Source organism: Flavobacterium sp. RSSB_23 (genome assembly GCF_051547145.1).
Taxonomy (GTDB): domain Bacteria; phylum Bacteroidota; class Bacteroidia; order Flavobacteriales; family Flavobacteriaceae; genus Flavobacterium.
On sequence record NZ_JBPTTO010000004.1, the window covers coordinates 1 to 23,961 of the forward strand.

The 23,961-nt window shown below is 34.3% G+C and carries 19 protein-coding genes; 9 read left to right on the forward strand and 10 right to left on the reverse strand.

From position 1 onward, the window contains the following. Positions 1–67: 67 nt before the first annotated feature. Entirely contained in the window at positions 68–1,939 is a 1,872-nt protein-coding gene (locus ACSVH9_RS08235; RefSeq protein WP_438063305.1) for an alpha-amylase family glycosyl hydrolase, read from the reverse strand. Positions 1,940–2,222: 283 nt separating this feature from the next. Here ACSVH9_RS08235 and ACSVH9_RS08240 point away from each other — a divergent pair, with 283 nt between their 5' ends. The 8 genes from ACSVH9_RS08240 to hemN all read left to right on the forward strand — a co-directional run bounded on the left by ACSVH9_RS08240 (position 2,223) and on the right by hemN (position 12,970). Continuing rightward, positions 2,223–3,866: an OstA-like protein gene (locus ACSVH9_RS08240; protein WP_438063306.1), complete on the forward strand. Its 1,644-nt coding sequence runs from the start codon at positions 2,223–2,225 to the stop codon at positions 3,864–3,866. A 79-nt stretch (positions 3,867–3,945) separates the two neighbouring features. Further along, positions 3,946–5,139: an aspartate aminotransferase family protein gene (locus tag ACSVH9_RS08245; RefSeq protein ID WP_438063307.1), complete on the forward strand. Its 1,194-nt coding sequence runs from the start codon at positions 3,946–3,948 to the stop codon at positions 5,137–5,139. 138 nt (positions 5,140–5,277) lie between these two features. Continuing rightward, complete coding sequence (locus ACSVH9_RS08250; protein ID WP_438063308.1) at positions 5,278–6,672, forward strand: tetratricopeptide repeat protein; 1,395 nt, start codon at positions 5,278–5,280, stop codon at positions 6,670–6,672. Positions 6,673–6,674: 2 nt separating this feature from the next. Beyond that, positions 6,675–7,424 carry a shikimate dehydrogenase family protein gene (locus tag ACSVH9_RS08255; RefSeq protein WP_438063309.1) on the forward strand — a complete coding sequence of 250 codons (750 nt, stop codon included), beginning with the start codon at positions 6,675–6,677 and terminating at the stop codon, positions 7,422–7,424. A 147-nt stretch (positions 7,425–7,571) separates the two neighbouring features. Next, entirely contained in the window at positions 7,572–8,330 is a 759-nt protein-coding gene (locus ACSVH9_RS08260; RefSeq protein WP_438063310.1) for a lipid A phosphoethanolamine transferase, read from the forward strand. A 140-nt stretch (positions 8,331–8,470) separates the two neighbouring features. After that, positions 8,471–10,429, forward strand: a complete 1,959-nt coding sequence (locus ACSVH9_RS08265) for a DUF349 domain-containing protein (RefSeq protein ID WP_438063311.1) — start codon at positions 8,471–8,473, stop codon at positions 10,427–10,429. Between the two features lie 565 nt (positions 10,430–10,994). Then, complete coding sequence (locus ACSVH9_RS08270; protein ID WP_438063312.1) at positions 10,995–11,468, forward strand: hypothetical protein; 474 nt, start codon at positions 10,995–10,997, stop codon at positions 11,466–11,468. A 137-nt stretch (positions 11,469–11,605) separates the two neighbouring features. After that, positions 11,606–12,970 (forward strand): oxygen-independent coproporphyrinogen III oxidase, encoded by a 1,365-nt coding sequence (gene hemN, locus ACSVH9_RS08275; RefSeq protein ID WP_438063313.1) that lies wholly within the window; start codon positions 11,606–11,608, stop codon positions 12,968–12,970. 10 nt (positions 12,971–12,980) lie between these two features. On the opposite strand, the gene ACSVH9_RS08280 is transcribed toward hemN, so the two are convergent. The 8 genes from ACSVH9_RS08280 to ACSVH9_RS08315 form a co-directional block, all read right to left on the reverse strand. Then, complete coding sequence (locus tag ACSVH9_RS08280; RefSeq protein WP_438063314.1) at positions 12,981–13,682, reverse strand: sulfite exporter TauE/SafE family protein; 702 nt, start codon at positions 13,680–13,682, stop codon at positions 12,981–12,983. Positions 13,683–13,709: 27 nt separating this feature from the next. After that, the gene (locus ACSVH9_RS08285) at positions 13,710–14,165 is read right to left on the reverse strand and encodes a FixH family protein (protein WP_438063315.1); all 456 of its coding nucleotides are present in this window, start codon (positions 14,163–14,165) and stop codon (positions 13,710–13,712) included. Between the two features lie 31 nt (positions 14,166–14,196). Further along, positions 14,197–15,615 (reverse strand): cytochrome c oxidase accessory protein CcoG, encoded by a 1,419-nt coding sequence (gene ccoG / locus ACSVH9_RS08290; RefSeq protein ID WP_438063316.1) that lies wholly within the window; start codon positions 15,613–15,615, stop codon positions 14,197–14,199. A gap of 85 nt (positions 15,616–15,700) precedes the next feature. Next, complete coding sequence (locus tag ACSVH9_RS08295; RefSeq protein ID WP_438063317.1) at positions 15,701–16,645, reverse strand: cbb3-type cytochrome c oxidase N-terminal domain-containing protein; 945 nt, start codon at positions 16,643–16,645, stop codon at positions 15,701–15,703. A 17-nt stretch (positions 16,646–16,662) separates the two neighbouring features. Then, complete coding sequence (locus ACSVH9_RS08300) at positions 16,663–16,842, reverse strand: CcoQ/FixQ family Cbb3-type cytochrome c oxidase assembly chaperone (RefSeq protein WP_159686312.1); 180 nt, start codon at positions 16,840–16,842, stop codon at positions 16,663–16,665. Positions 16,843–16,850: 8 nt separating this feature from the next. After that, positions 16,851–19,034: a cytochrome-c oxidase, cbb3-type subunit I gene (gene ccoN / locus ACSVH9_RS08305; RefSeq protein WP_438063318.1), complete on the reverse strand. Its 2,184-nt coding sequence runs from the start codon at positions 19,032–19,034 to the stop codon at positions 16,851–16,853. 7 nt (positions 19,035–19,041) lie between these two features. Further along, a complete protein-coding gene (ccoS, locus tag ACSVH9_RS08310; protein ID WP_064715144.1) occupies positions 19,042–19,224 on the reverse strand; it encodes a cbb3-type cytochrome oxidase assembly protein CcoS in 183 nt (60 codons plus the stop codon). Between the two features lie 107 nt (positions 19,225–19,331). Beyond that, the gene (locus tag ACSVH9_RS08315; RefSeq protein WP_438063319.1) at positions 19,332–21,722 is read right to left on the reverse strand and encodes a heavy metal translocating P-type ATPase; all 2,391 of its coding nucleotides are present in this window, start codon (positions 21,720–21,722) and stop codon (positions 19,332–19,334) included. A gap of 109 nt (positions 21,723–21,831) precedes the next feature. Here ACSVH9_RS08315 and ACSVH9_RS08320 point away from each other — a divergent pair, with 109 nt between their 5' ends. Continuing rightward, complete coding sequence (locus ACSVH9_RS08320; RefSeq protein WP_438063320.1) at positions 21,832–22,512, forward strand: Crp/Fnr family transcriptional regulator; 681 nt, start codon at positions 21,832–21,834, stop codon at positions 22,510–22,512. A gap of 5 nt (positions 22,513–22,517) precedes the next feature. On the opposite strand, the gene ACSVH9_RS08325 is transcribed toward ACSVH9_RS08320, so the two are convergent. Continuing rightward, entirely contained in the window at positions 22,518–23,960 is a 1,443-nt protein-coding gene (locus tag ACSVH9_RS08325) for an APC family permease (protein ID WP_438063321.1), read from the reverse strand. Between the last annotated feature and the right edge of the window lies 1 nt (position 23,961).

A 23,961-nucleotide genomic window follows, 5' to 3' on the forward strand; every position in this document is an offset into this window, starting at 1 on the left:
CCAAATTAAATTCCATAAAAAATGCTCCAATTACGGAGCATTTTTTTTATGAAACAAAACTAACTTTTTATTGCAATTTTAATATGAAAGATTCTGATGGAGCAATGGCTATTGAAGCCCTACCCTCTCCATTGGTGACTTTTAGTTCTGTTTTGTATCTACCATACAATTGATCTATAAGAGTATACGTCCCATCTTTGATATTCCATTTTTCAAGTAAATCTGCTGGAACTCTCATTTCATAATTACTGGCTATAGTCGAAGAAAAGTTGACAACTACAATCAATTGCTCCTCTTTTGACCAACGTGCAAAAGTGTATAAATCTTTATCATATCCTTGCACGATATTTCTGTTAGCGCCTTGAATTTCTTGATACCCTCCCATCAAAGCTGAACTTTTTAATGAAAAATTCAAAAGACGTTTATAAAAATCACGTAATTCTTTTTCACTTGAAGACAATTGACCTCCATCAAATTTACCATTATTCATCCAACGTTGATGATGGGGCACTCCGATATAATCAAAAATAGATGTTCTAGAATGCGTTCCGAAACCAGCGTCTTCTTTACCTGGCTCTCCTACTTCTTGACCAAAATAAATCATTGTAGGTGAAGAACTCAAAGTAGTAGAAACAACCATTAAAGGTTTTCCTCTTTCGCCACTACCGGCAAATTCAGGACTAGCAAGACGTTGTTCATCGTGATTATCCAAGAAATGAAGCATATGATGTTCTATATCCATCATATTATATTGAATTCCCGAAATTTCATCAGGCCATGATCTACCTTGAATTACGTCTTTTAATTTATCGTAAGTTTCAACTTTATCATACAAATAATCCATTTTACCCAAATGAATATAATTTCTGTATTCTCTTGGATTGTATACTTCTGCCATTAAAAAAGAATCTGGATTAGCCATTTTTATTGCTGAATTCATATAGCTCCAAAATTCGTAAGGCACCATCTCAGCCATATCGTAACGAAAGCCATCAACACCTTTTGCAGTCCAATACAAAGCAATATCTTTAAATTTTACCCAAGAATTTGGCACATTTTTATCTGACCAAAAAGCAAAATGCTCTTTATAATCCTTCTTGTCAAAACCAGCTGGAAGTTCAGGGAAATCTTTTCCTCCATCAGGACGAATACCATAATTTACTTTTACCGTTTCATACCAATCATTCTTATCGGGTTTTGCCATTCTTGAGCCGTTACCAGTCCATTTAGCTGGAAATTCATCAAACTTTCCATCTGCTAAAGTATGATTTTCTCCATTGAGTGGTTTCGGAGCATCTGGAACTTCAAAACGTGTATTAGGAATGTAATAAAAATTATTATCTCTTTTGTACTCAACGCTAACATCATCATCGGCACCAAAATCTTTAACCCCTTTTGGATTGCTTTTTCCTTCATATTTACGAGCGATATGATTCGGAACAATATCAATAATTACCTTCATCCCTGCTTTGTGAGTTCTTGCTATCAATGCTTCAAACTCGGCTAATCTATTGGCTGGATTGACTGCTAAATCAGGGTTTACATTATAATAATCCTTAACTGCATATGGTGACCCCGCTCTACCTTTCACTACATCTGGATCATCATTTGATATTCCAAAAGCAGTATAATCGCGAACCAAAGCATGATGTGGCACTCCTGTATACCAAATATGAGTCACCCCTAAATCTTTAATTTCATTCAAGGCTTTATCTGTAAAATCATTGAATTTACCTACTCCATTTTCTTCAATTGTACCCCAAGGTTTATTGGTCGTGTTGGTGTTTCCAAATAAACGAGTAAATACCTGATACACTACCTTTTTGTGTTCCGTTGTAGTTGCTTTTTTTTCTGAATTCATTTTTACATCTTTTGTTTTGCATCCTGTTGCTAGCAATAGAGCAGTTGCAAAGAAAATTAAGGCTATTTTTTTAATCATGATAGATAAATTTTACTATTTCTTCATAATTATGAAAAACGAAGAAATAACTATTCGAATTTATAAATTTACAAAAAAAGACCTGAAAATATGCCATTTTAATACATCCTTATGAAATACCTCACATGAATTCACACTACTACAACGTGAGAGTAAACAAAATTGTTAGTAATTTGAAGTAGACAAGAATTCTATTTTTAACAATAATTTTAACAGACACAAATAAATCATAATAAACCTATACTCCATTGGTTTTTTATAAATTTGACAAAAATTTTTCCCATTGAAGAAACTAGTATATATTATCCGTTTTTGTTTGATAATAAGCATTACTCCTCACTTATTGGCACAGGCTCCCAAGAAAATTGTTGTTGAACATTCAGATTTTTTTACTGTTAACCAAATTGAAGCACCAGATGCTGCATTGCTAACAGGAAACGTTCGTATGATTCATGATGGTGTAGTGATGACTTGTAACAAAGCCTACTATTTTGAAAAAGAAAATTACATCAAAGCCTTCGGAAATGTGCAGTTGGTCCAGGGAGACACACTATTCTTAAATAGTAAATATGCGGAATACAGTGGCAACGTAAAAAAAGCGTTCGCAACTGGAAATGCGGTTATGAGCTCACCAGATGCAACTTTGGCTACCGATACCATTAATTTTGATCGCAACACTCAAGAAGTATTTTATAATACTAACGGAACCATTGTCAACAAAGAAAATACACTCAAAAGTAAATCTGGAAGGTATTACGTAACACAAAAGAAGTTTCAATTTTTGACGGCAGTTACAATTACCAACCCAACTTATGTTATCAAATCCAATCATTTGGATTATTATAGTAACTCTGGACATTCCTATTTATTGGGTCCATCGACTATTACCAGCAAAGCCAACTATATTTACACTGAAAAAGGATTTTATGACACCAAGAAAAATTTAGCGCACTTTTTGAATAAATCCTATATCAAATATGACGACCGACTAATTAGAGGAGACAGTTTGTATTATGACCGAAATAAAGAATTTGCATCTGCAACGCGAAATGTAAAAATAACTGATTCTATCAATCGAGGTATCGTAAAAGGGCATTATGCAGAAGTTTACAAAAAGCAAGATTCTATGTTTGTGACCAAACGTGCCGTAGCGGTTAACTTTGTAGAAAATGACTCTGTCTATATTCACGGAAAAAAATTAATGGTCACAGGAAAAGAAGGCAATAGAATCATTAGAGCTTTCAACAATGTTCGTTTTTACAAAACGGATATGAGCGGCAAATGCGATTCTATCCATTCTAGCACCAAAACAGCATTGACAAAACTCATTGGTAATCCGATTTTATGGAATGCAGAAAATCAAATTACAGGCGACATAATGCATTTAATTGGAGATTCAAAAACAGAAAAATTAGATTCCTTAAAAGTCCTCAATAACACTTTTATCGTCTCGAAAGACACCTTGGGTACCGGTTTTAATCAAGTAAAGGGCCAGGATTTGTTTGGTAAATTCAAAGATGGAAAACTCCACGATGTCGATATTATAAAAAACACAGAAGTCATTTACTATATGCGGAATGACGACAAAGAACTCATAGGAATCAACAAAAATAAGAGTAGTAAAATCAATATTATTTTTGATAAAAATGCCATTGAAACCATCACTTTCTTTAAAGAAGTAGATGGTGATATTTTCCCAGAAAAAGATCTTCCGGAAAATGGCAGAAAACTAAAAGGGCTCATCTGGCGAGGAGACGAAAGAATAAAATCCAAAGATGACATTTTTCCTCCCGAAGAAAACATCGATAATGAAAAAATCATTAAGCAAACCAAGATAGCAAATGATCGAGCGGGTGTTCCTATAAAACCCCGGAAAGAAACATTGAATTACGACAAAAAGAAAACTGCAGCAAAAACAAAAAAATAGCTACAGTCAATTTGAAGTATTCAAACACAAGAATAATGAAGAGAATCTAACATCTTTATTTAACAACTTAGCATTCAAAATGAATACAGATTTCATCAAATACCAAGCACAGACCTCACCTTACCCATTAGGAATGGAAGTTTCGCATGCTATTGGTTCCTACATTTACGATACAAATAATAAGAAATATTTAGATTTTGTAGCTGGTGTATCCGCTTGTACTTTGGGACATCAAAACAAGCGCGTGAATGATGCTATCAAAAATCAATTAGATAAATATTCGCATGTTATGGTTTATGGCGAGTATTCTCAAAGTCCTTCTGTTGCTTTTTGCAAACTATTAGCGGAACAATTACCTGAACCATTAAAGAAAACTTATTTAGTCAATTCTGGTACAGAAGCTATTGAAGGTGCCTTAAAATTAGCAAGAAGAACCACCGGCAGAAGCCAATTAATCTCATGCCACAATGCCTATCACGGAAACACCATGGGTTCCATGAGTGTTATGGGCTTTGAGGAAAGAAAGCAAGTATTTCGTCCTTTAATTCCAGATGTGGATTTTATAACCTTTAATAACGAAGCCGATTTAGAAAAAATAACGACTAAAACCGCAGGTATCATCCTTGAAACCATTCAAGGTGGTGCTGGTTTTATTCAACCAGAAAATGATTTTCTACAAAAAGTAAGACAACGTTGCACAGAAGTAGGAGCTATGATGATTGTCGATGAAATTCAACCAGGATTTGGAAGAACAGGTAAATTATTTGGCTTTCAAAACTACGATGTAGTCCCAGACATAGTGGTTATGGGAAAAGGAATGGGCGGCGGAATGCCTGTTGGCGCATTTACAGCAGCGCCAGAAATGATGGATTTATTGAGCCATGATCCAAAATTAGGACACATTACGACCTTTGGAGGGCATCCTGTCATTGCGGCAGCTAGTTTGGCCACCTTGCAGGAAATTACCGAGACAAATCTTATGACAGCTGCTTTAGAGAAAGAAAAACTGTTTAGAAGTCTTTTGGTACATCCTTTGATAAAAGAAATTAGAGGTAAAGGATTGATGCTTGCGGCCATGACGGAACATGCAGAAATCACCAACGAAGTTATTTTAAAGTGTCAAGACAGAGGGTTAATTCTATTCTGGTTGCTTTTTGAAGGCTGCGCTATACGAATAACACCTCCGCTAACTATTTCAGAAGAGGAAATTAGAGAAGGTTGCGCCATCATTCTTGAGGTAATGAATGAAGTAGCATTTAGCAAAAACATATAGCTTCAAGTGGACACCGAAACAGGTCTACAAAATAAAAAAGGCTTGTTAATTAAATTGTTCACAACAATTTCAAAAAAACCTCACACTAACACTAAGGTTACCTAATTTTAAATTAGGCAAACTCAAAATAATTTAAGTATGCAATTAAGCAACGAAGAAGAAGACTACAGCTTGTCTTTATCCAAATTTGAGTCGATGTTGAAGACCAACAAAGTGTTCTTTTTTGACTCCGAGGAATTTGAAGAAATCATTCTTCATTACCTTGATATGGGAAAAGCCAATTTGGCAAAGAAAGCCTTAAAACTAGCATTGGATCAACATCCAAAATCTACCGGACTCAAACTAGTTCAAGTAGAAATGTTGGTATACGATGACAAATTAGACCTTGCCGAAAAAATGCTCAACGAATTGTATGCAATTGAGCCCACTAACGAAGAAATATATATCCAAAAAGCCAATATTTGGTCCAAAAGAGACCAGCATGACAAAGCAGTTGAACAACTCAAAATTGCCTTAAAATACACAGATGATTATGCTGATGTTTACAATTTAATCGGTATGGAATATTTGTTTATGGACAATTTAGAATTAGCCAAACAAAGCTTCATACAATGTTTAGAAGAAGACATTGAAGATCAATCTGCATTGTACAATGTAGTGTATTGCTTTGAGTTTTTAGACCAAAATCAAGAAGCGATAGCGTACCTCATTAAGTATATCGACAGAAATCCCTACAGCGAAATTGCATGGCATCAATTGGGCCGCTTGCATTATAGTGTTAAAGAATACGAAAATGCCATTCGCGCTTTTGATTATGCCACACTCATAGACGAAGAATTCTTGGGTGCTTTTATGGAAAAAGCAAAAGCTTTAGAGCGCCTAAAAAAATATGAAGAAGCGATTGTAAGCTATACTCGCACTATAGATTTAGACGATGCAACTTCATATGCTTTGCTCCGCATTGGAAAATGCCACGAAAAATTAGGCAATAAAGCATTGGCTCTTAAATTCTTTAACCAAACAGTGCATGAAGACCCCCTTTTAGATAAAGGTTGGATAGCCATTACTGATTTTTATATGCGTCAAAAAAACTTCCAAAAAGCGCTGTTTTTTGTGAATAAAGCTTTGGCAATTGATAATCAAAATCGTTTGTACTGGAAACGCTACGCTACTATCAATAAACAAATGAACTTCTATGAAGAAGCAGAATTTGGATACCGCAAAGCCGTTGAATATGGTGACTATCAATTAGACACTTGGTTGTTTTGGGTGGATATTTTACAATTTTTAGGAGAGTTTGAAACCGCAATTCAAACGTTGCTTCAAGCTGCAGAGTTTTTCCCTGATGAAAATGAAATCGAATATCGTTTAGCTGGATTGTACTTGATGATACAAGAGGAAACCAAGGGAAAATTGCATCTAGACAATGCTTTACGCCTTAATTTTGACAACTACATATTAATAGAAGACTTGTTCCCCGTAGTTTGGAACCGAAAAATGGTTCAAAACTATATTGCAAAACATAAAAAATAACAATGATTGATTCTCTGAAGATGCGTTTTGGATTACTCGGACGCAATATTAGCTATTCGTTCTCTAAAGGCCATTTCACAGATAAGTTCAAAGACCCTGTTTTTGAAGGCTATACTTATGAAAATTTTGATATTGAGGATATCAATTATTTTACCGAGTTAATCAAAAACAATCCCGATTTAAGAGGGCTAAATGTTACTATTCCGTACAAAGAAGCAATACTTCCGTTTTTGGATAAGCTTTCAAAAAAAGCAACTGCAATTGGCGCTGTAAACACTATTAAATTTACCAAAAAAGGAAAATTAAAAGGCTACAACACTGATTATTACGGATTCAAAAAATCATTAGAACCTTTATTGCAACCCCACCATACAAAAGCGCTGATTTTGGGCACGGGTGGTGCTGCCAAAGGCGTTGCTTTTGCTCTTGAGGAATTAGGAATTTTATACACTTTTGTTTCTAGAGAAAATAAAGAGAAAACCATTCGCTACGATTTACTCAATGAAACAGTGTTTGAAAACCACACGATTATCATCAACACCACACCATTAGGAACCAGTCCGAATACCGCTAATTTTCCAGACATTCCTTATGAGTTCTTTACAGAAAAACACATTGCTTATGATTTGATTTATAATCCTGCAGAAACTGTTTTTCTAAAGAAAGCTAAAAAACGTGGAGCACAAACTAAAAATGGATTAGAAATGCTCATTCTACAAGCCGAAAAAGCTTGGCGCATTTGGAATAAATAGCATCTTTTATTCTTCATAACAAAACATCAAATGACTCATTTGGTGTTTTTTTTTATTTTCAAAAGCTACTAAATCAAGAAATCAAAACACAAACACCTAACAATCAATTCATTTTACTAAATTAGCTTAACATAAATTCATCTTTTTATGAGAAAGCTGTTGCTACTTTTATGTATTATCCTATCCCCTTGGGGAATTATAAATGCTCAAGACAAGAAAACGATTCGAAGTGAACAAAACCCTTTTTCTGAAGCGAGGTTTACTTATTTCAAAGAAACCATCGTCTTGTTTAATGAGTATTTAGATACCAAAAATGGATCATTTAATACTACCAACTTTAGAATTTTAAAACCCATAGGCAACCGCGCTTGGACTATTCGTTTTGATGCTCCTTTAATCTCTACGAATTCAAACACCATCAATAAGTCAGGACTTGGCGACCTTAGTTTAGCTACTTCATTTATACCCTATTTAACAAAAAAATCAGGTATAGCAACACGATTAAAAATTGCTTCAAATTCTGCCAACAACCCTAACTTTGGTTCTGGAAAATGGGTAATCTCACCAGCGATTTTTTATGGAACATACATTGATACCAACAAAAAACTGTTGCTGATTTCAGATTTAGAATATCAATTTAGCGTTGCCGGTTCAAAAAATAGAGCAGATATCCGAACGACAGTTATCGAGAGTACTTTAATTTATTCTTTTGCCAAAAACTGGATTAGTTCAAACATTGCTTTTCGTTACAACGAGACTAGACAAGGGTTTCAGAACAGTACATTTGTAGAATTCGGCAGAAAATTAACACCAGATTCTTTATTCTATATCCATCCAAGTCTAGCCTTTGGAGACCAAAAAACATACAATTACGGTATAGAACTTGGCGTTGTTATTTTATACTAAAGGAAAATACATTAAATTTATAACAAAAAGAAGTTCTTTTTTTAAAGGATAATCGCTATAAACTAAGGAAAAATTTTGCAATTAGCCAATCCTTTAGTACCTTTCGCATTCTTAAAAATTAACCTTAAACATTTTATAAAATGTTAGAAGAAAAGCATGATAACCTGCCCGATGCAGATGGAAACCAATTATCAGAATCTATTGATAATCAAAACACTATTGAAAGTCAAATTGATAGTGATTCACTTCCTGCGTCAAGTTCAGAAGATTCTACTTCTGAAAATCAAACTATTTTGGATGCCATTGCTACTACCAATGCTGAAGAGAGTGAAGATGAAACCCTAAAAGAACGTCACGACATTCCTATGCTTGATTATGAAGCATTGGATATGGAAACACTAGTAAATGAACTAAAACAATTAGTCACTACTGAAAAGGTAATGTCTATCAAAGAACATGTTGAGGAGATAAAAAAAGCGTTCTTGGCTAAATATTACCATCTTTTAGAAGAGAAAAAAGAAGAATTTCAAGCAGAAAACACCGATCCCAACGAGACTTTTGAATACCATTTTCCCTTAAAAAGCAAGTTTGATCAATATTACACGCTATATAAAGAAAATAAAAATACCCATTTTAAGAGTCTTCAAACGAGTTTAAAAAGCAATCTAGAAACGAGATTAGCCATAGTTGAAGAATTGAGGAATTTAATTGATCCTCAAGCTAATATCAAAGATACGCTGAAACATTTTAACGACTTAAGAGAGCGTTGGAAAAATGCAGGACCAATTCCTAAAGACAAATACAACCACGTTTGGAACAACTATCATTTTCACGTAGAAAATTTTTATGATTATTTACATTTAGATCGTGAAGCTAGAGACATTGATTTCAAACACAATTTGGATTTAAAACTAAAGATAATTGCTCGAGTTGAAGAATTAGTTCTTGAAGAAGATGTAAACAAAGCCTTCCGCGAATTGCAAGATTTACACAAAATCTGGAAAGAAGATATTGGACCTGTTTCTAAAGAACATCGCGATGAAATCTGGAATAAGTTTAGTGAATTAACTAAACAAATGCACGACAAGCGCGAAAAGTTGTTTGAAAAACAAAGAGGATCAGAGCTTGAAAACTTAGCAGCTAAAAAAGAAATCATTGCCAAAATCGAACAATTAGCTACTGAAAAAGTTAATGCTCACGCTCAATGGTTGACGCAAATAGAAAAAGTAGAAGCTTTAAGAAATGCTTTTTTTAGCGCTGGAAAAGTACCATCTGATGTTAATGAAGCCACTTGGGCTGCTTTTAAAACAGCGGTTAGAAATTTTAATAGCTTCAAAAATTCGTTCTACAAAGACATCAAAAAAGACCAAACCGAGAATTTAAACAAAAAAATAGCTTTGGTAGCTAAAGCCAAAGAATTGCAAGAGAGTGAAGATTTTGCTACCACTACTCCAATAATGAAACAAATTCAAGAGGAATGGAAACAAATTGGTCATGTGCCTAGAAAATATTCTGATAAGATTTGGAATGAATTCAAAGAAGCTTGCAACCATTACTTTGCTAAACTAAAAGAGCAACGTAATGAGGAAAACTCCGAAGAAATGGCCGCTTTTGAAAACAAAAAAGCGTATCTAGAGACTATAAAAGAATTCCAGCTAGTTGGCGATCACAAAACCGATTTAGAAGCTATAAAAAAACATATCGAAACGTGGAAAAACTTTGGTAAGGTTCCTTTCCCAAGAAGACATATTGAAGGAAAATTTAATAAAATCTTAGATGCCTTATTCGACAAGTTGAGCCTTAGCAAAAAGGAGACCGATATGATGCGTTTTTCTAACCGTATGGAAAACTTATCCGAAAGTAATGATGTACGTAAACTAGATAACGAGAAGATATTCTTAATGCGTAAAATTGAAGAAGTTCAAAATGAAATCTTTCAATTAGAAAACAATATTCAATTTTTCACTAATACCAAAAATGCTAAGAAAGAAAATTCAATAGTACTTGAGGTGAGAAAAAATATTGCTATTCACAAGGAAAGTCTTGAAGTGTGGAAAGAAAAACTACAACAGCTTCGAAATCTTAATTTAGAACAATAACTACTTAAATCCTCAATCTTACAATTGAGGATTTTTTTTATCCATTATACTAAAGATTAACATTCATTTAAGTACATTAATTATCGATACCTATCAGAGAGTTGTAATTTTGCAAAATGACTTTTTTGCGTAAAATAGTACTTTTATCCGGAATTTTGTTTTTGTTTTGTCTTGCACAAAACGAAGACAAAAGGCAAAGTATTTCAATTTTAGAAACACAAAAAGACGCCAACTTACGCCAACAATTTGTCAACTCCTCGTTTTTTATTCAACCGACAACGGTTCATTTTACAGCAATAAGCAACCGCTTTCACTCTCCTAGCTTTGCCTTATTCACTGCACTTTTTTTTACTCTAAAACTTGCTACAAATGAAGAAGTTGTAGCTAAAGCATTTTCTTCAAAAAGCATTAACAGAGTACCAACAGTATCTTTTTTACTCTTTCCCGTCCATTATTTTTGGTGATTATATTGAAATAATTGCATTCAGATACGCTTGTGTCTAAATTACTGATTTTCAAAAATGAATCTCAGCATTTCACTATATCTCATCTAAAACAAAAAAATATGGATACCGCAGTAACAATCATTGGTTTTTTTATAACCCTTCTAATAGCAATTCCCCTGTACTTCGTTATAAGAGGAAACAGTATCAACAAAAAGAAAATTAAAGCAATACAAGCACTTTACAACCCTGAGAACACATTCGATTTTGAAGAAACCGAAAAACAAAACAAGAAAGTTTTTTCGATTGACAAAAAGAACAAAGCCTTTCTTTTTATTGATTTCAATCCAAAAGAAACACTCTCTAAATTCATCGATTTAAACCAAATCGTAGGCTGTCATATGCTCTACACCACTGATTCAGATAGTAATAAAACAGTAAAGATTGAATTTGAGTTGCTTTACAAACATATCAACCATAAAGAAGTTTTTACCGTTTATGATGCAACATTCGATCCTATGAATCAAATCTGCCTTTTCGAGGATGAAAAACTAGCCAAAAATTGGCGACAAAAGATTAATTCTTTATTAGTTTAAACAACATAATGCATACATAATTAACAACTGAGGAAAGATTTTTTTTATTCTTTTCTCAGTTTTTTAGTGTTTATGATAAATATCATTTCCTTAGGGAGCAATAACAGATATTTTTGTAGTCTAAATTTAAGTTAATTATGAAAAAAAATCTAATTCAAAAATACAACGTACCAGGACCTAGATATACTAGTTACCCAACGGTACCGTATTGGAATGAGTTGCTTTTTTCTAAAGACTTATGGGTAGAAACGCTAAAGCGCTCATTCAATGAAAGCAATTCAACTGAGGGTATTAGTTTATACATTCATTTGCCTTTTTGCGAAAGTCTTTGCACCTTTTGCGGATGCAACAAAAGAATCACAAAGAATCATAATGTTGAGCATCCCTACATCGAAGCTTTGCTAAAAGAATGGGACTTATATTGTGAGCTACTTGAAAAAAAACCTGTTATCAAAGAGATTCACTTAGGAGGAGGAACTCCTACTTTCTTTTCTTCGGAACATTTAGAGAAATTAATCCACGGAATTCTAAGTAAGGCCAAAAAAGCGCCTAAATATGAATTTAGCTTTGAGGGACATCCAAACAACACTACTAAATCACAACTTCAATCGCTTTATGGTTTAGGTTTTCGTAGAGTTAGTTTTGGCGTTCAAGATTATTCAGAAACAGTTCAAAACGCAATACATAGAATACAGCCTTTTCATAATGTAGCCAAAGTAACTTTTTGGGCAAAAGAAATTGGCTACACCTCAATAGGCCACGATATAATTTTTGGTCTACCGTTTCAAAAACTCGAAGATGTTGTTGACACCATCGAAAAAACAAAATCCTTACATCCCGATCGATTGGCATTTTATAGTTATGCCCACGTTCCTTGGATCAAAGGAAATGGTCAAAGAGGCTTTAAAGATTCTGATATTCCGAAGGATGAAGAAAAACGTCAACTCTATGAAGTTGGTAAAAATTTATTAAGTAAAAATGGTTACCACGAGATTGGAATGGATCATTTTGCTCTAGAAGAAGACAGTCTTTTTGAATCATTCAAAAACAAAACACTACATCGTAATTTTATGGGCTACAGCTCCTCTAAAACGCAACTAATGGTTGGTTTGGGTGTATCTTCAATAAGTGACAGTTGGTATAGTTTTGCTCAAAATGTAAAAACCATCGAAGAATACTACGAATGCATACAAAAAGAGGAATTACCAGTGTACCGTGGCCATATTTTAACCTCAGAAGATTTAATCATTAGACAACATATTCTTAATTTAATGTGTCAATTTCAAACTTCTTGGAAAAATGAAGACACTTATTTTGAAGAGCTCCCTGAAGTTATTGCACAGTTAGAGGAAATGCAAAAAGATGGATTAATCACCATCAAGAATCAAAAAATTACCGTTTTGGAAGCTGGAAAACCTTTTGTTCGTAACATTTGTATGGCCTTCGACTTACTACTAAAAAGAAAAGCACCTGAAACGGCGCTTTTTTCTATGACTGTATAAGAGTATTTTTTTAATGGCAATTTGGATTCTGTTGCACAAATAAACTTGTTGTATTGGGCGAAATATATGGAATCCCTAAGCCCAACCCTCTTAGAATAAACAATACGCCAATAAATACGGCAACATAAGGTATTATTTTTTGAATTTTATTTCGAGCCTTCAGCGTCAAGAAAGAGTTGATGTATACTACTATGCTCATCAAAGGAATCGTTCCTAATCCAAACAAAATCATATAAAGAACTCCCATTTCAGCACTTTGCATAGCAATAGCTCCAAACAAAGCTACATACACCATTCCGCAGGGTAGAAAACCATTAAACAAACCAATTGTAAATAATGATTTATACGTTTTTTGCTTGAATTGACTTCCTAGTTTTTGCTTCAAACTAGAAATTAATCGATAAATGGGTTTCGAAAAGTTGTACTTTGCAAAAATGTTTTCTGGGATTAAAACCACTACAATCATTACAATACCGATAACAATAGAAAGTTTTTGCTGAATTCCAGCCATAAAAAAACCTTTGCCTAGTAATCCAAAAAGTAGTCCCATACTTCCGTAAGCTGTGAGTCTTCCAATATGATACGTTAAAATCTGAGTTACCTTTTTAGCCTGATTCGTGCGATCTACCGGCAAAAGCATTGCTATAGGTCCGCACATCCCAACGCAGTGAAAGCTACTTATCAATCCGAATAAAAAAGCGGTATATAACATTTGGAGATAACTTTAAATGCTTATTACTTACTTGATGTAAATCGTTTCTTTGGTCAAATAGGCTTTGCCTTCATACTGCCATTCCATATTGATTTCCCAACTTCCTCCAACAAGGTTCGTTTTTGGAATATGCAAAACTGGTTCTGTCAAAGCTAATTTCACTTGAAAATCCAATTTCTTATTAGATGGACGGTACAAAGCTACATTACCAGTAATTTTTTTTGGATCAAAGTTCGCTGGAAAAGTAATCGTAACTTCATTTTCCAATTGAGAAACCAAAGGCTTATTAGGCAAATCTTGCGCATTTTGAATTCTTTGCATTTCTTCTTGATAATGAATATCGTGTTTATAATATTCCTCAACCACTAAGTCATTATCGTATTTAGAATCTGATTGTACTTTTACAACAAAGTAGAGGATAAACGTCATAAACAAAGCAAAAGCTACTACAATGTATGTCCCCCAATTTAACTTTAATTTCATCTTTTTATAATTTATTTATTTAAAAATAATACTAATCAAAACTACGTGGTCCTAAAAAATTGGTCGCTGTAGTTTGTATCAATTCATCGCCTTCGTACACTTCTATTTCAACTTTGGTTTTATCGCTTTCTAGCAAGTATTTATTGATTTCGATAAAAAGAGTTCCGCTACTCATACCTTGTCTTGGCACCACTAGATTTTGCTTTCCTACCACATTCAATGTTCCTTTAATGTCTTTTAATTTAAAATGAACATCTTTAATTTCATTGTTGGACTTATTGATGATCTTGAAGGTGTACACATTACTTATGTTATTTCCTTTGTGTTGAAACAATTGTCCTGGTAAACGCAAAATAGACGTTTCTATTTCGGCACGCAAAAATAATAATCCAGAAAGAATACCTACTAAAATAAAAAGTACCGCACTATAGCCTTTCATTCGAGTAGTGAACTTGAATTTCTCGTTTTTCTCAATTTCATCTTCTGAAGCATAACGAATCAATCCTTTTGGCAAGCCAACACTTTCCATAATCGTATCACACTCGTCAATACAAGCTGTACAATTGATGCATTCTAATTGCGTTCCGTTTCTGATATCAATTCCTGTAGGACACACATGAACACATTGTTTACAATCAATGCAATCTCCTTTTCCCGTTGTCGCTCTGTCTTCTTGTTTATTAAATTTTGCTCTTCCTTTTTCTTTTTCACCACGAACAAAATCATAAGCAACATTGATAGATTTATTATCAAGCAAAACACCTTGTAAACGACCATACGGGCAAGCAATAATACAAACTTGTTCTCTAAACCAAGCGAAGACAAAATAAAATACTCCTGTAAAAATCAAAAGTGAAATTAAAGTACTCAAATGTCCTTTAGGCCCATCTTTAATCATGTGAAGCAATACATCACTACCTATCAAATAAGCTAAAAACACGTTGGCAATAAAGAAAGAAATCAAAAGAAAGATAAACCATTTTGTTGCTTTCTTTCTTATTTTATTGGCATTCCATTCTTGCTTATCCAATCGGATTTGAGCTCCGCGATCACCTTCAATCCAATACTCTATTCTTCTAAAGACCATTTCTAAGAAGATGGTTTGTGGACAAATCCATCCACAAAAAATACGTCCAAAAATCACAGTAAATAGTATCACAAATACTACTCCCACGATCATAAATAATACAAAAAGGTAAAAGTCTTGAGGCCAAAATGGAAAACTAAAAATATTAAAACGACGCTCTAAAACATTGAACATCATGAATTGATTGCCATTAATTTTAATAAATGGATTGGCAACAAGAATGATCAACAAAAAATAACTTAACCATTTGCGATAGTCGTAAAATTTCCCAGAAGGTTTTTTGGGATAAATGTACTTTCTATTGCCTTCTTCATCGATAGTTGCAATACTATCACGAAAAGATTCATCAGGTAAAACTGCCATAGCTTTTGTTTTTATAAGACTTTTTAAAACGACTGTGTCAAAGCAAAACACTTTGACACAGAATATGAGTTATATATGAATTGCTTTATTTCACTTGAGTGCTATCTTTTGCTACAGCAACTGGAGCAGCAGCGGCATCTGCTTTTGGAGCGGCATCATCAACCCAAATTTCACCATCTGGTGCTTTTGGATCTTTAGGATTGCTACCTCTTAAAGATAATACATAACTAGCTACTTTTTGCATTTCTTTTGGTTTTAATGTTCCTTTCCAAGAAATCATCCCTTTTCCGTCACGACCACCATTCATAATGGTATGAAAAACGTTTTTTATACCTCCACCTAGAATCCAATGATCATCGGTTAAGTTTGGACCAATTTGACCACCACCATCAGCACGGTGACAAGCAGCACAATTAGTTGTAAATATTTCTTTACCAATGGCTAATTCAGCTGGATCTGTCAACAAAGTAACTGTTTTCTCATCCATCAAATCAGGAGCCGTTTTCATATACTCGGCCACTTCAATTTTAGCTTGGGCAATTTCATTTTTCAATTCAGTTTCTTGATCTGGAGCGCCTAATATTTCATAACGAATTAAATACACAGCGGCAAAAACAATACAGGTATAGAATAAATACACCCACCACGGTGGCAAGCTATTATCTAACTCACGAATTCCATCATAATCGTGATCCAAAAGCAACTCCCCTTCTTTTTCAATTGGAGCTGATTTGGTTAATTTTTTCATTAGATTTTTATACCAATCACTTTCTCCTAAACTTACAGAAGAAGCCTCTTCTAATTTGGCTTTTTGCTCATCTGTCAATAAGCTATACGTAATAGCATCAATAGCGCTTACCGTTATCTCAATGGCAATCAATAAGAAAAGAAAGACAAATAAGAATACAGAAACCATTGGGAATTTAATAAATGCAGGACGATCCCCTGAGTCGATAAAATACTCCATCGCACCAAACACGGCGAAGAAAATAAGGGGAACCCTAACGTATACTGGAATTAATTTTTTCATTTTTTTACGCTTTAAAATTATACAGAAGGATTGTCTTCAAGAGGAATATTACTCATTTCTTGAATGGTTTCTTTTTTATACGAAAACACCCAAAAAGCTAATCCTACAAAGAAGAAAAAGAAAATCAATAATGAAAGTACTGGATAGATTTCAATCCCTGCAATCGTCTCCATATTGTGTTTAATTTGTTCAAACATAGCCTTTCTTATTTATTGTCCTTCACTTTGATATCAGTACCTAAACGTTGCATATAAGCAATCAAAGCAACAATCTCTCTTTCGTTCATAGGAACAAATTTTTCTCCTCTTGCTTCTGCTTTCTTTTTACTCTCTTCGTAACTTTTTACGAAGTCAGGGTCATTTTTCAAACTCTCTTCAATTTTGATAGCTTGTGCTCTCAGGTCTTTTTGTCCGTTGGCAATTTGTGCCTCAGTATAAGGTACACCAAGAGTAGCCATTGCTTTCATTTTCTTTTCGGTCATAGAAACATCCATTGGCTTGTTATCAAACAACCATTTGTAACTTGGCATAATAGAACCTGCTGAAATACTTTGTGGGCTCCAGAAATGGTTAAAGTGCCAGTTATCATTGTATTTTTGACCTACACGTTGCAAATCTGGACCAGTTCGTTTTGACCCCCAAAGGAATGGATGGTCGTATACAAATTCCCCTGCTTTAGCCTGAGGACCGTAACGCTCTACCTCACTTCTGAATGGTCGAACGGATTGAGAGTGACAGCTAACACAACCTTCACGGATGTACAAATCACGTCCTTCTAATTCTAGAGGAGTATATGGTTTAACACTAGCAATAGTTGGAATATTAGATTTAACCATAATTGTCGGAACAATTTGAATAATACCTCCAATTAAAATAGCTACAGTAGCTAAAATTGCCATTTGTATCGGTCTTCTTTCTAACCAAGTATGGTATTTTTCACCTCTAAAACGTTTAGAGCTGATATCTTGAAGTGCAGGAGCTTCAGCCAATTCATCTTCAATTGCATCGCTGTTGCGAACTGTTTGCACGATGTTATAAACTAGCACCAACATTCCAGTTAAATACAAAGTTCCACCAACAGCTCTCATCCAATACATTGGCATAATTTGAGTCACTGTTTCTAAGAAGTTTCCATAGGTTAATGTTCCATCAGGATTGAACTGTTTCCACATTGATGCTTGTAAGAAACCTGCAACATACATTGGTAAAGCATAAAGTATAATCCCTAAAGTACCAATCCAGAAGTGGAAATTCGCCAATTTAGTAGAATATAAAGTTCCTTTTGACATTCTTGGGATTAACCAATAAATAATACCAAAGGCCATAAATCCGTTCCAAGCTAATGCTCCTACGTGAACGTGTGCAATAATCCAATCCGTATAGTGTGCAATAGCGTTAACATTTTTAAGAGACAACATTGGTCCTTCAAAAGTTGCCATACCATAACCCGTCATTGCCACTACGAAGAATTTCAAAACAGGCTCCACTCTAACTTTGTCCCAAACGCCTCTCAAAGTCAACAATCCATTAATCATACCTCCCCAAGATGGCGCAATCAACATCACTGAGAAAACTACTCCTAAGTTTTGTGCCCAAGTAGGCAATGCAGAATACAATAAGTGGTGTGGTCCAGCCCAAATGTATAAGAAAATCAGAGACCAAAAGTGAATGATTGATAAACGATAAGAATAAACAGGACGATTGGCTACTTTAGGCACAAAATAGTACATTAATCCTAAGAACGGTGTTGTTAAGAAAAATGCCACTGCGTTGTGACCATACCACCATTGTACTAAAGCATCTTGAACCCCAGCATAAACTGAGTAACTTTTCATTGCCGAAATCGGCAATTCCAAACTATTGAAAATATGTAAAACAGCTACAGTAATAAAAGTAGCTATGTAAAACCAAATCGCTACATACAAGTGACGCTCTCTTCTTTTGAGCATCGTTCCAATCATATTGATACCAAAAACAACCCAAATCAACGCAATAGCAATATCAATTGGCCATTCTAGCTCAGCATACTCTTTGGATGAAGTATATCCTAATGGTAATGAGACTGCTGCGGCAACAATGATTAACTGCCAGCCCCAAAAGTTAAGATTACTCAAGAAATCGCTAAACATTCTTGCTTTTAGTAATCGCTGCAAAGAGTAGTAAACCCCAGCAAACATTGCGTTTCCTACAAAGGCAAAAATAACAGCGTTAGTATGTAAAGGTCTCAATCTACCAAAACTTAACCAAGAAATCCCCTCGGTTACGTTTGGAAAAAGAAACATAAAAGCCAAAATAAGGCCCACAAGCATTCCCACAACACCAAATACGATGGTTGCGTAAATGAACTTCTTTACAATTTTGTTGTCGTAATAAAATTGTTGCATTTCCATAATTAAATTAGTTTTCTTTTGTTATTGTTGATTTTTGATTTTTTTTGGCTAACTCATCATCAAAGAGCATTCGCACAGAAGGGGTGTAATCGTCATCGTATTGTCCGGTTCTTACTGCAATAACAAAAGCAACAAAAAAGCCTATAGCGACAAAAATACTGATGGAGATTAAAAGATAAATGACACTCATACTATAAGTTTTATATGGACAAAAATACTTTTAAGAAAAATTTCAAAATATGACTTTTATCATATTTAATCTTGTTTTGTTAAAATTATGCAAAAAAAATAATATTTCTAACTAAAACTGTTAGTTTTTTTTCGCGCGTAGTAGTTGCTCATAATCGTCACAAAACTCACTATCGTAATGGTACTCAGAGGCATAATGATTGCTGCAACCAATGGCAAGAGGTTTCCAGTGATGGCAAACGAAAGCCCTACGACATTATACAATAAGGATAATGCAAAGCTCATTTTTATAGTTTTTATGGCATCTTTTGACAAGTTCAAAAAGTAGTTTAACTTGAAAAATTCTGATGCATCGAGAATCGCATCACAGGCTGGTGAAAACACATTTACATTCTCTGAAATTGAAATTCCAACATTACTTTGCGCCAAAGCTCCAGCATCGTTTAATCCATCACCCACCATCATCACATTTTTACCTTGCTCTTGCAATTGTTTGATAAAAGCCAATTTTTCATCTGGTTTTTGATTAAAAACCAATTCCACACCATTTGGAAGTAATTTTTCTAAAGTAGGTCTTTCTCCTTCGTTATCTCCCGATAAAATTTTTATTTCATACTTTTTATTCAATAGCTGAAATAAATCTTCTAAGCCTGTTCGATATTCATTATTAAAAATATAATGACCGCAGTACACCTCATCAATTTTGATATGAACCGCAGTTTGTTGCAAGCCTTCCTCTTTAATTTTACCTACAAAAGAAGCGGAACCTATTTGAATTTGCTTATCTAATACTGTGGCTTGCATTCCTTTACCTGGAATTTCATCAAAAATGGTTACTTTTTCTCTTTTGGTTTCAGGTAAAAAGTCGTACAACATTCTACTCAAAGGATGATTTGAAGCTCGTAAAACACTTTTAACGATGGCATATTCGTCCTCAGTAAATGGTCTCCCTTGATAGGATATATTCGATTTTTTATTGGTTGTTATAGTACCTGTTTTATCAAAAACTATAGTATCAACTTTTGCTAACTGTTCTATCACCAAAGCATTTTTGAGATAAAATTTTTGTTTTCCCATAATACGCAACACATTCCCCATAGTGAATGGAGCCGTCAAGGCCAATGCGCACGGACAAGCTACAATCAAAACTGCGGTGAAAACATTGAAAGCCGTATTGGCATCAAAAAATATCCAATATCCCCATCCTGCAAATGCAATCAATAACAAAATTGGGGTAAAATAACGGGAAATCGCATCGGTAATCGTTTTGTGTTTTTGCTCGACTTTCTTCTGAAAAACATCGTTACTCCACAACTGTGTCAAATAACTTTGAGAAACAGAATGCAATACTTCCATTTCGATTACTTTTCCAATTTGTTTTCCTCCTGCGAAGATTTTATCTCCCGATTGCTTCACAATTGGAATCGCTTCACCCGTAACAAAACTATAATCAATCTCTGATTTTTCGCTAATTAAAATACCATCAACAGGTATCAACTCTTGATTTCGAATCAATAAACGGTCTCCTTTTTGAATATCAAAAACAGGAATACTTTCTTCAGAAGCATCAGGATTAATTCGGGTAATAGCGATAGGAAAATAGGATTTAAAATCTCTCTCAAAACTCAAAAAACTATAGGTTTTTATTTGAAACATTTTTCCCAAAAGCATGAAAAAAATCAGTCCACATAAACTATCAAAAAATCCAGAACCGTAATCCATGATAATATCAAAGGTACTTCTGACAAACATCACCACTATTCCAAGCGCGATTGGAATATCAATGTTCAGCATTTTGGAACGAATGCTTTTATAAGCCGAGACATAATAACCACTAGCTGAGTAGAAGAAACTAGGTAAAGACAGCGCAAAAATCAGCCAACGAAAAAAACCACGATATTGATTCAACCAATATTCTTCCACTTCAAAATATTCAGGAAAAGAGAGCAACATAATATTTCCAAAACAAAAGAAAGCTACCCCTAATTTGTAGGTCAAACTTCTATCTATTTTTTCTTTCCCAGTCTCGTAGTTCTCAAGACTTATGTAGGGTTCATACCCGATAGAGCTCAAAAGATAAACGATATCTTTTACCGTTACTAAAGTTGGATTATAATTGATTCTAACTTTTTTCTCAGGAAAGTTAACCTGCGAAGTATTGATTCCAGGTTGCAATTTTTGCAGATTTTCTAAAATCCAAATACAAGAACTGCAATGAATATGAGGAATGCTTAAGGAAATAATTTCTGTGTTTTCTTCCTGAAAATCAAGAAGCTTGGCAACAATAGTTGGGTTATCTAAAAAGTCGTATTTCCCTGCAATGTCAAGAGGCGTTGCTCCGGGCGATTGTTCAAAGTCATAATAGCAAGAAAGGTCATTCGCACTAAATATTTCATAAACCGTTTTACAACCGTTACAGCAAAAAATCTTAGTATCAAAATGGATTTCATCAGCCTTCTCAATGTCTAAGCCGCAGTGAAAACAATTTTCTTTTTCCATAATTTATTTTTCCTATTAAAGTGCCGCAAAGGTTGCCAATTGATTCGCTTAAAAATATGATTTTTGTCATAAATTTGTTTATTTTTGCTCAAAATTATTCCAGACATTAATGAGCAAATGTGAGCAATGTATTGTACGTGAATTTAGTTCTTTAAAAGCACTAAACAAAGAAGAACTCTTAAAAGTTGCTAGTTGTAAAACTTCATACACCATTAAAAAAGGTGAGCCTCTCTTTGAAGAAGGCGAAGTGATTAACGGTGTGTATTGTGTTAAAGATGGTTTTTGCAAACTATCCAAACTCAGTACCAACGGAAAAGATCAAATTGTAAAATTGGTAAAAGCTGGTGAACTTCTTGGCCAGCGCTCAATGGTTAGTGACGAACCTGCAAATCTTTCAGCTATAGCGCTTGAAGATATGGAAGTGTGTTTTATTCCAAAATCTGAAATTTTGAATTTTTTCAATAAAAACAATCAGTTTTCATTAAGCATGATGAAATCTATTTGTGGCGATTTAAAAGAATCCGATTTACATGTTGTATCAATGGCACAAAAGACCGTGAAAAATAGATTAGCAGAGACCTTAATCTATTTACAAGAAACTTTTGGCAAAAACACCGACAACACACTCAAAGTACAACTTTCTAGAGAAGAATTAGCGGGAATGATTGGTACTGCTACTGAGAGCTGTATTCGTATTCTATCCGAATTCAATAAAACTGGCTTAATTGAATTAGTAGGCAAAAAAATTGCTATCAAAGACTTAAACAAATTGAAAAAAGTAGCGGAATAAACTCCTTACTCTTTCTTAAAAACGGCATAGTAAATAGGAATTCCCAAAGCAACAATTGCTAGTCCAATTCCTGTATTCACTGTTTCATACACTAAGAGTGTCAAACAAATACCTGTAGCAACTAGAATGTAAAGTGCAGGAACAATAGGATAACCCAATGCTTTGTATGGTCGCAAAGCATTGGGTTCTTTTTTTCTTAAAATAAAGACACCCAATATCGTTAAGATATAAAACAACAGGGAAGCAAAAGTGGCATAGGTCAATAAATCACCAAACTTTCCAGATACACAAAGTACAGATGCCCAAATACATTGTACCCAAAGCGCCTTCGCTGGTACTTGATGTTTGTTGAGTTCGGTAGCTTTTCTAAAAAACAATCCTTGATTAGCCATCGCGTAAAATAACCGACCACCAGATAAAATTAATCCACTATTACAACCAAAAGTAGAAATCATTATTAAAGCGGTCATCACGAAAACACCCGTATTTCCCATAATCATACTTGCAGCTGCAGCACCTACTCTATCATTGGAGGCGAACATAATTCCGTTTGCAACTACATCATTACTGTTTGGAGTTCCGTGCATTGGCAATAATGATAAATAAGCTAAATTGGCCAAAACATAAACCACGGTAACAATCAAAGTTCCTAAAAACAAACTTCTTGGAATATTTTTCTTGGGGTCTTTTATTTCACCTGCGATAAACGTGACGTTATTCCATGCATCACTGGAAAACAATGAATTTATCATCGTAGCAGTAGCTGCCCCTAAAATTGCTGTACCAACTAATTTTGTCACTGTAACAGAACCATCAGGATGTACAACTGTCTTACTAGCTTCCCACATATTGGTAAAATTAGCAGACAAAATATCTTTTTGTAACCCAACATAGATTCCTAAAATTATGAGCGCAAAAAGCGCCAATAATTTAGTAGCCGTTAATATCAATTGAATCCATTTTCCGTTCTCGATTCCTTTTGTATTGATATAGGTCAAAATAAAAATACTAAAAACGGCAAGTAGTTGCTTATTCGAAAAAACAAAACTTCCAGATTGAAATAAAACCGTATCCAAAACAGGAAAAAAAACAGCACTATAATTAGCAAATGTTACAGCAATAGCAGCAATTACGCCCGTTTGTATCACCGAAAAAACAGTCCAACCGTACAGAAAAGAAACCAAGCGACCATAAGCTCTTTGAATGTAAACAAACTGACCTCCGGCATTAGGCATCATTCCAGCTAACTCTCCGTAACTCAAAGCAGCAGCTACAGTAATTAAACCAGTAACAACCCAAATCAATAACAACCATGCAGCAGAACCAATATCTCTAGCCATCGCTGATGTAACAATAAATATCCCTGAACCAATCATAGAACCAGCTACTAAACTTGTTGCATCGAGTAAGCCTAATGATCGTTTTAATTCGGTTTTGTTTTCTGACATG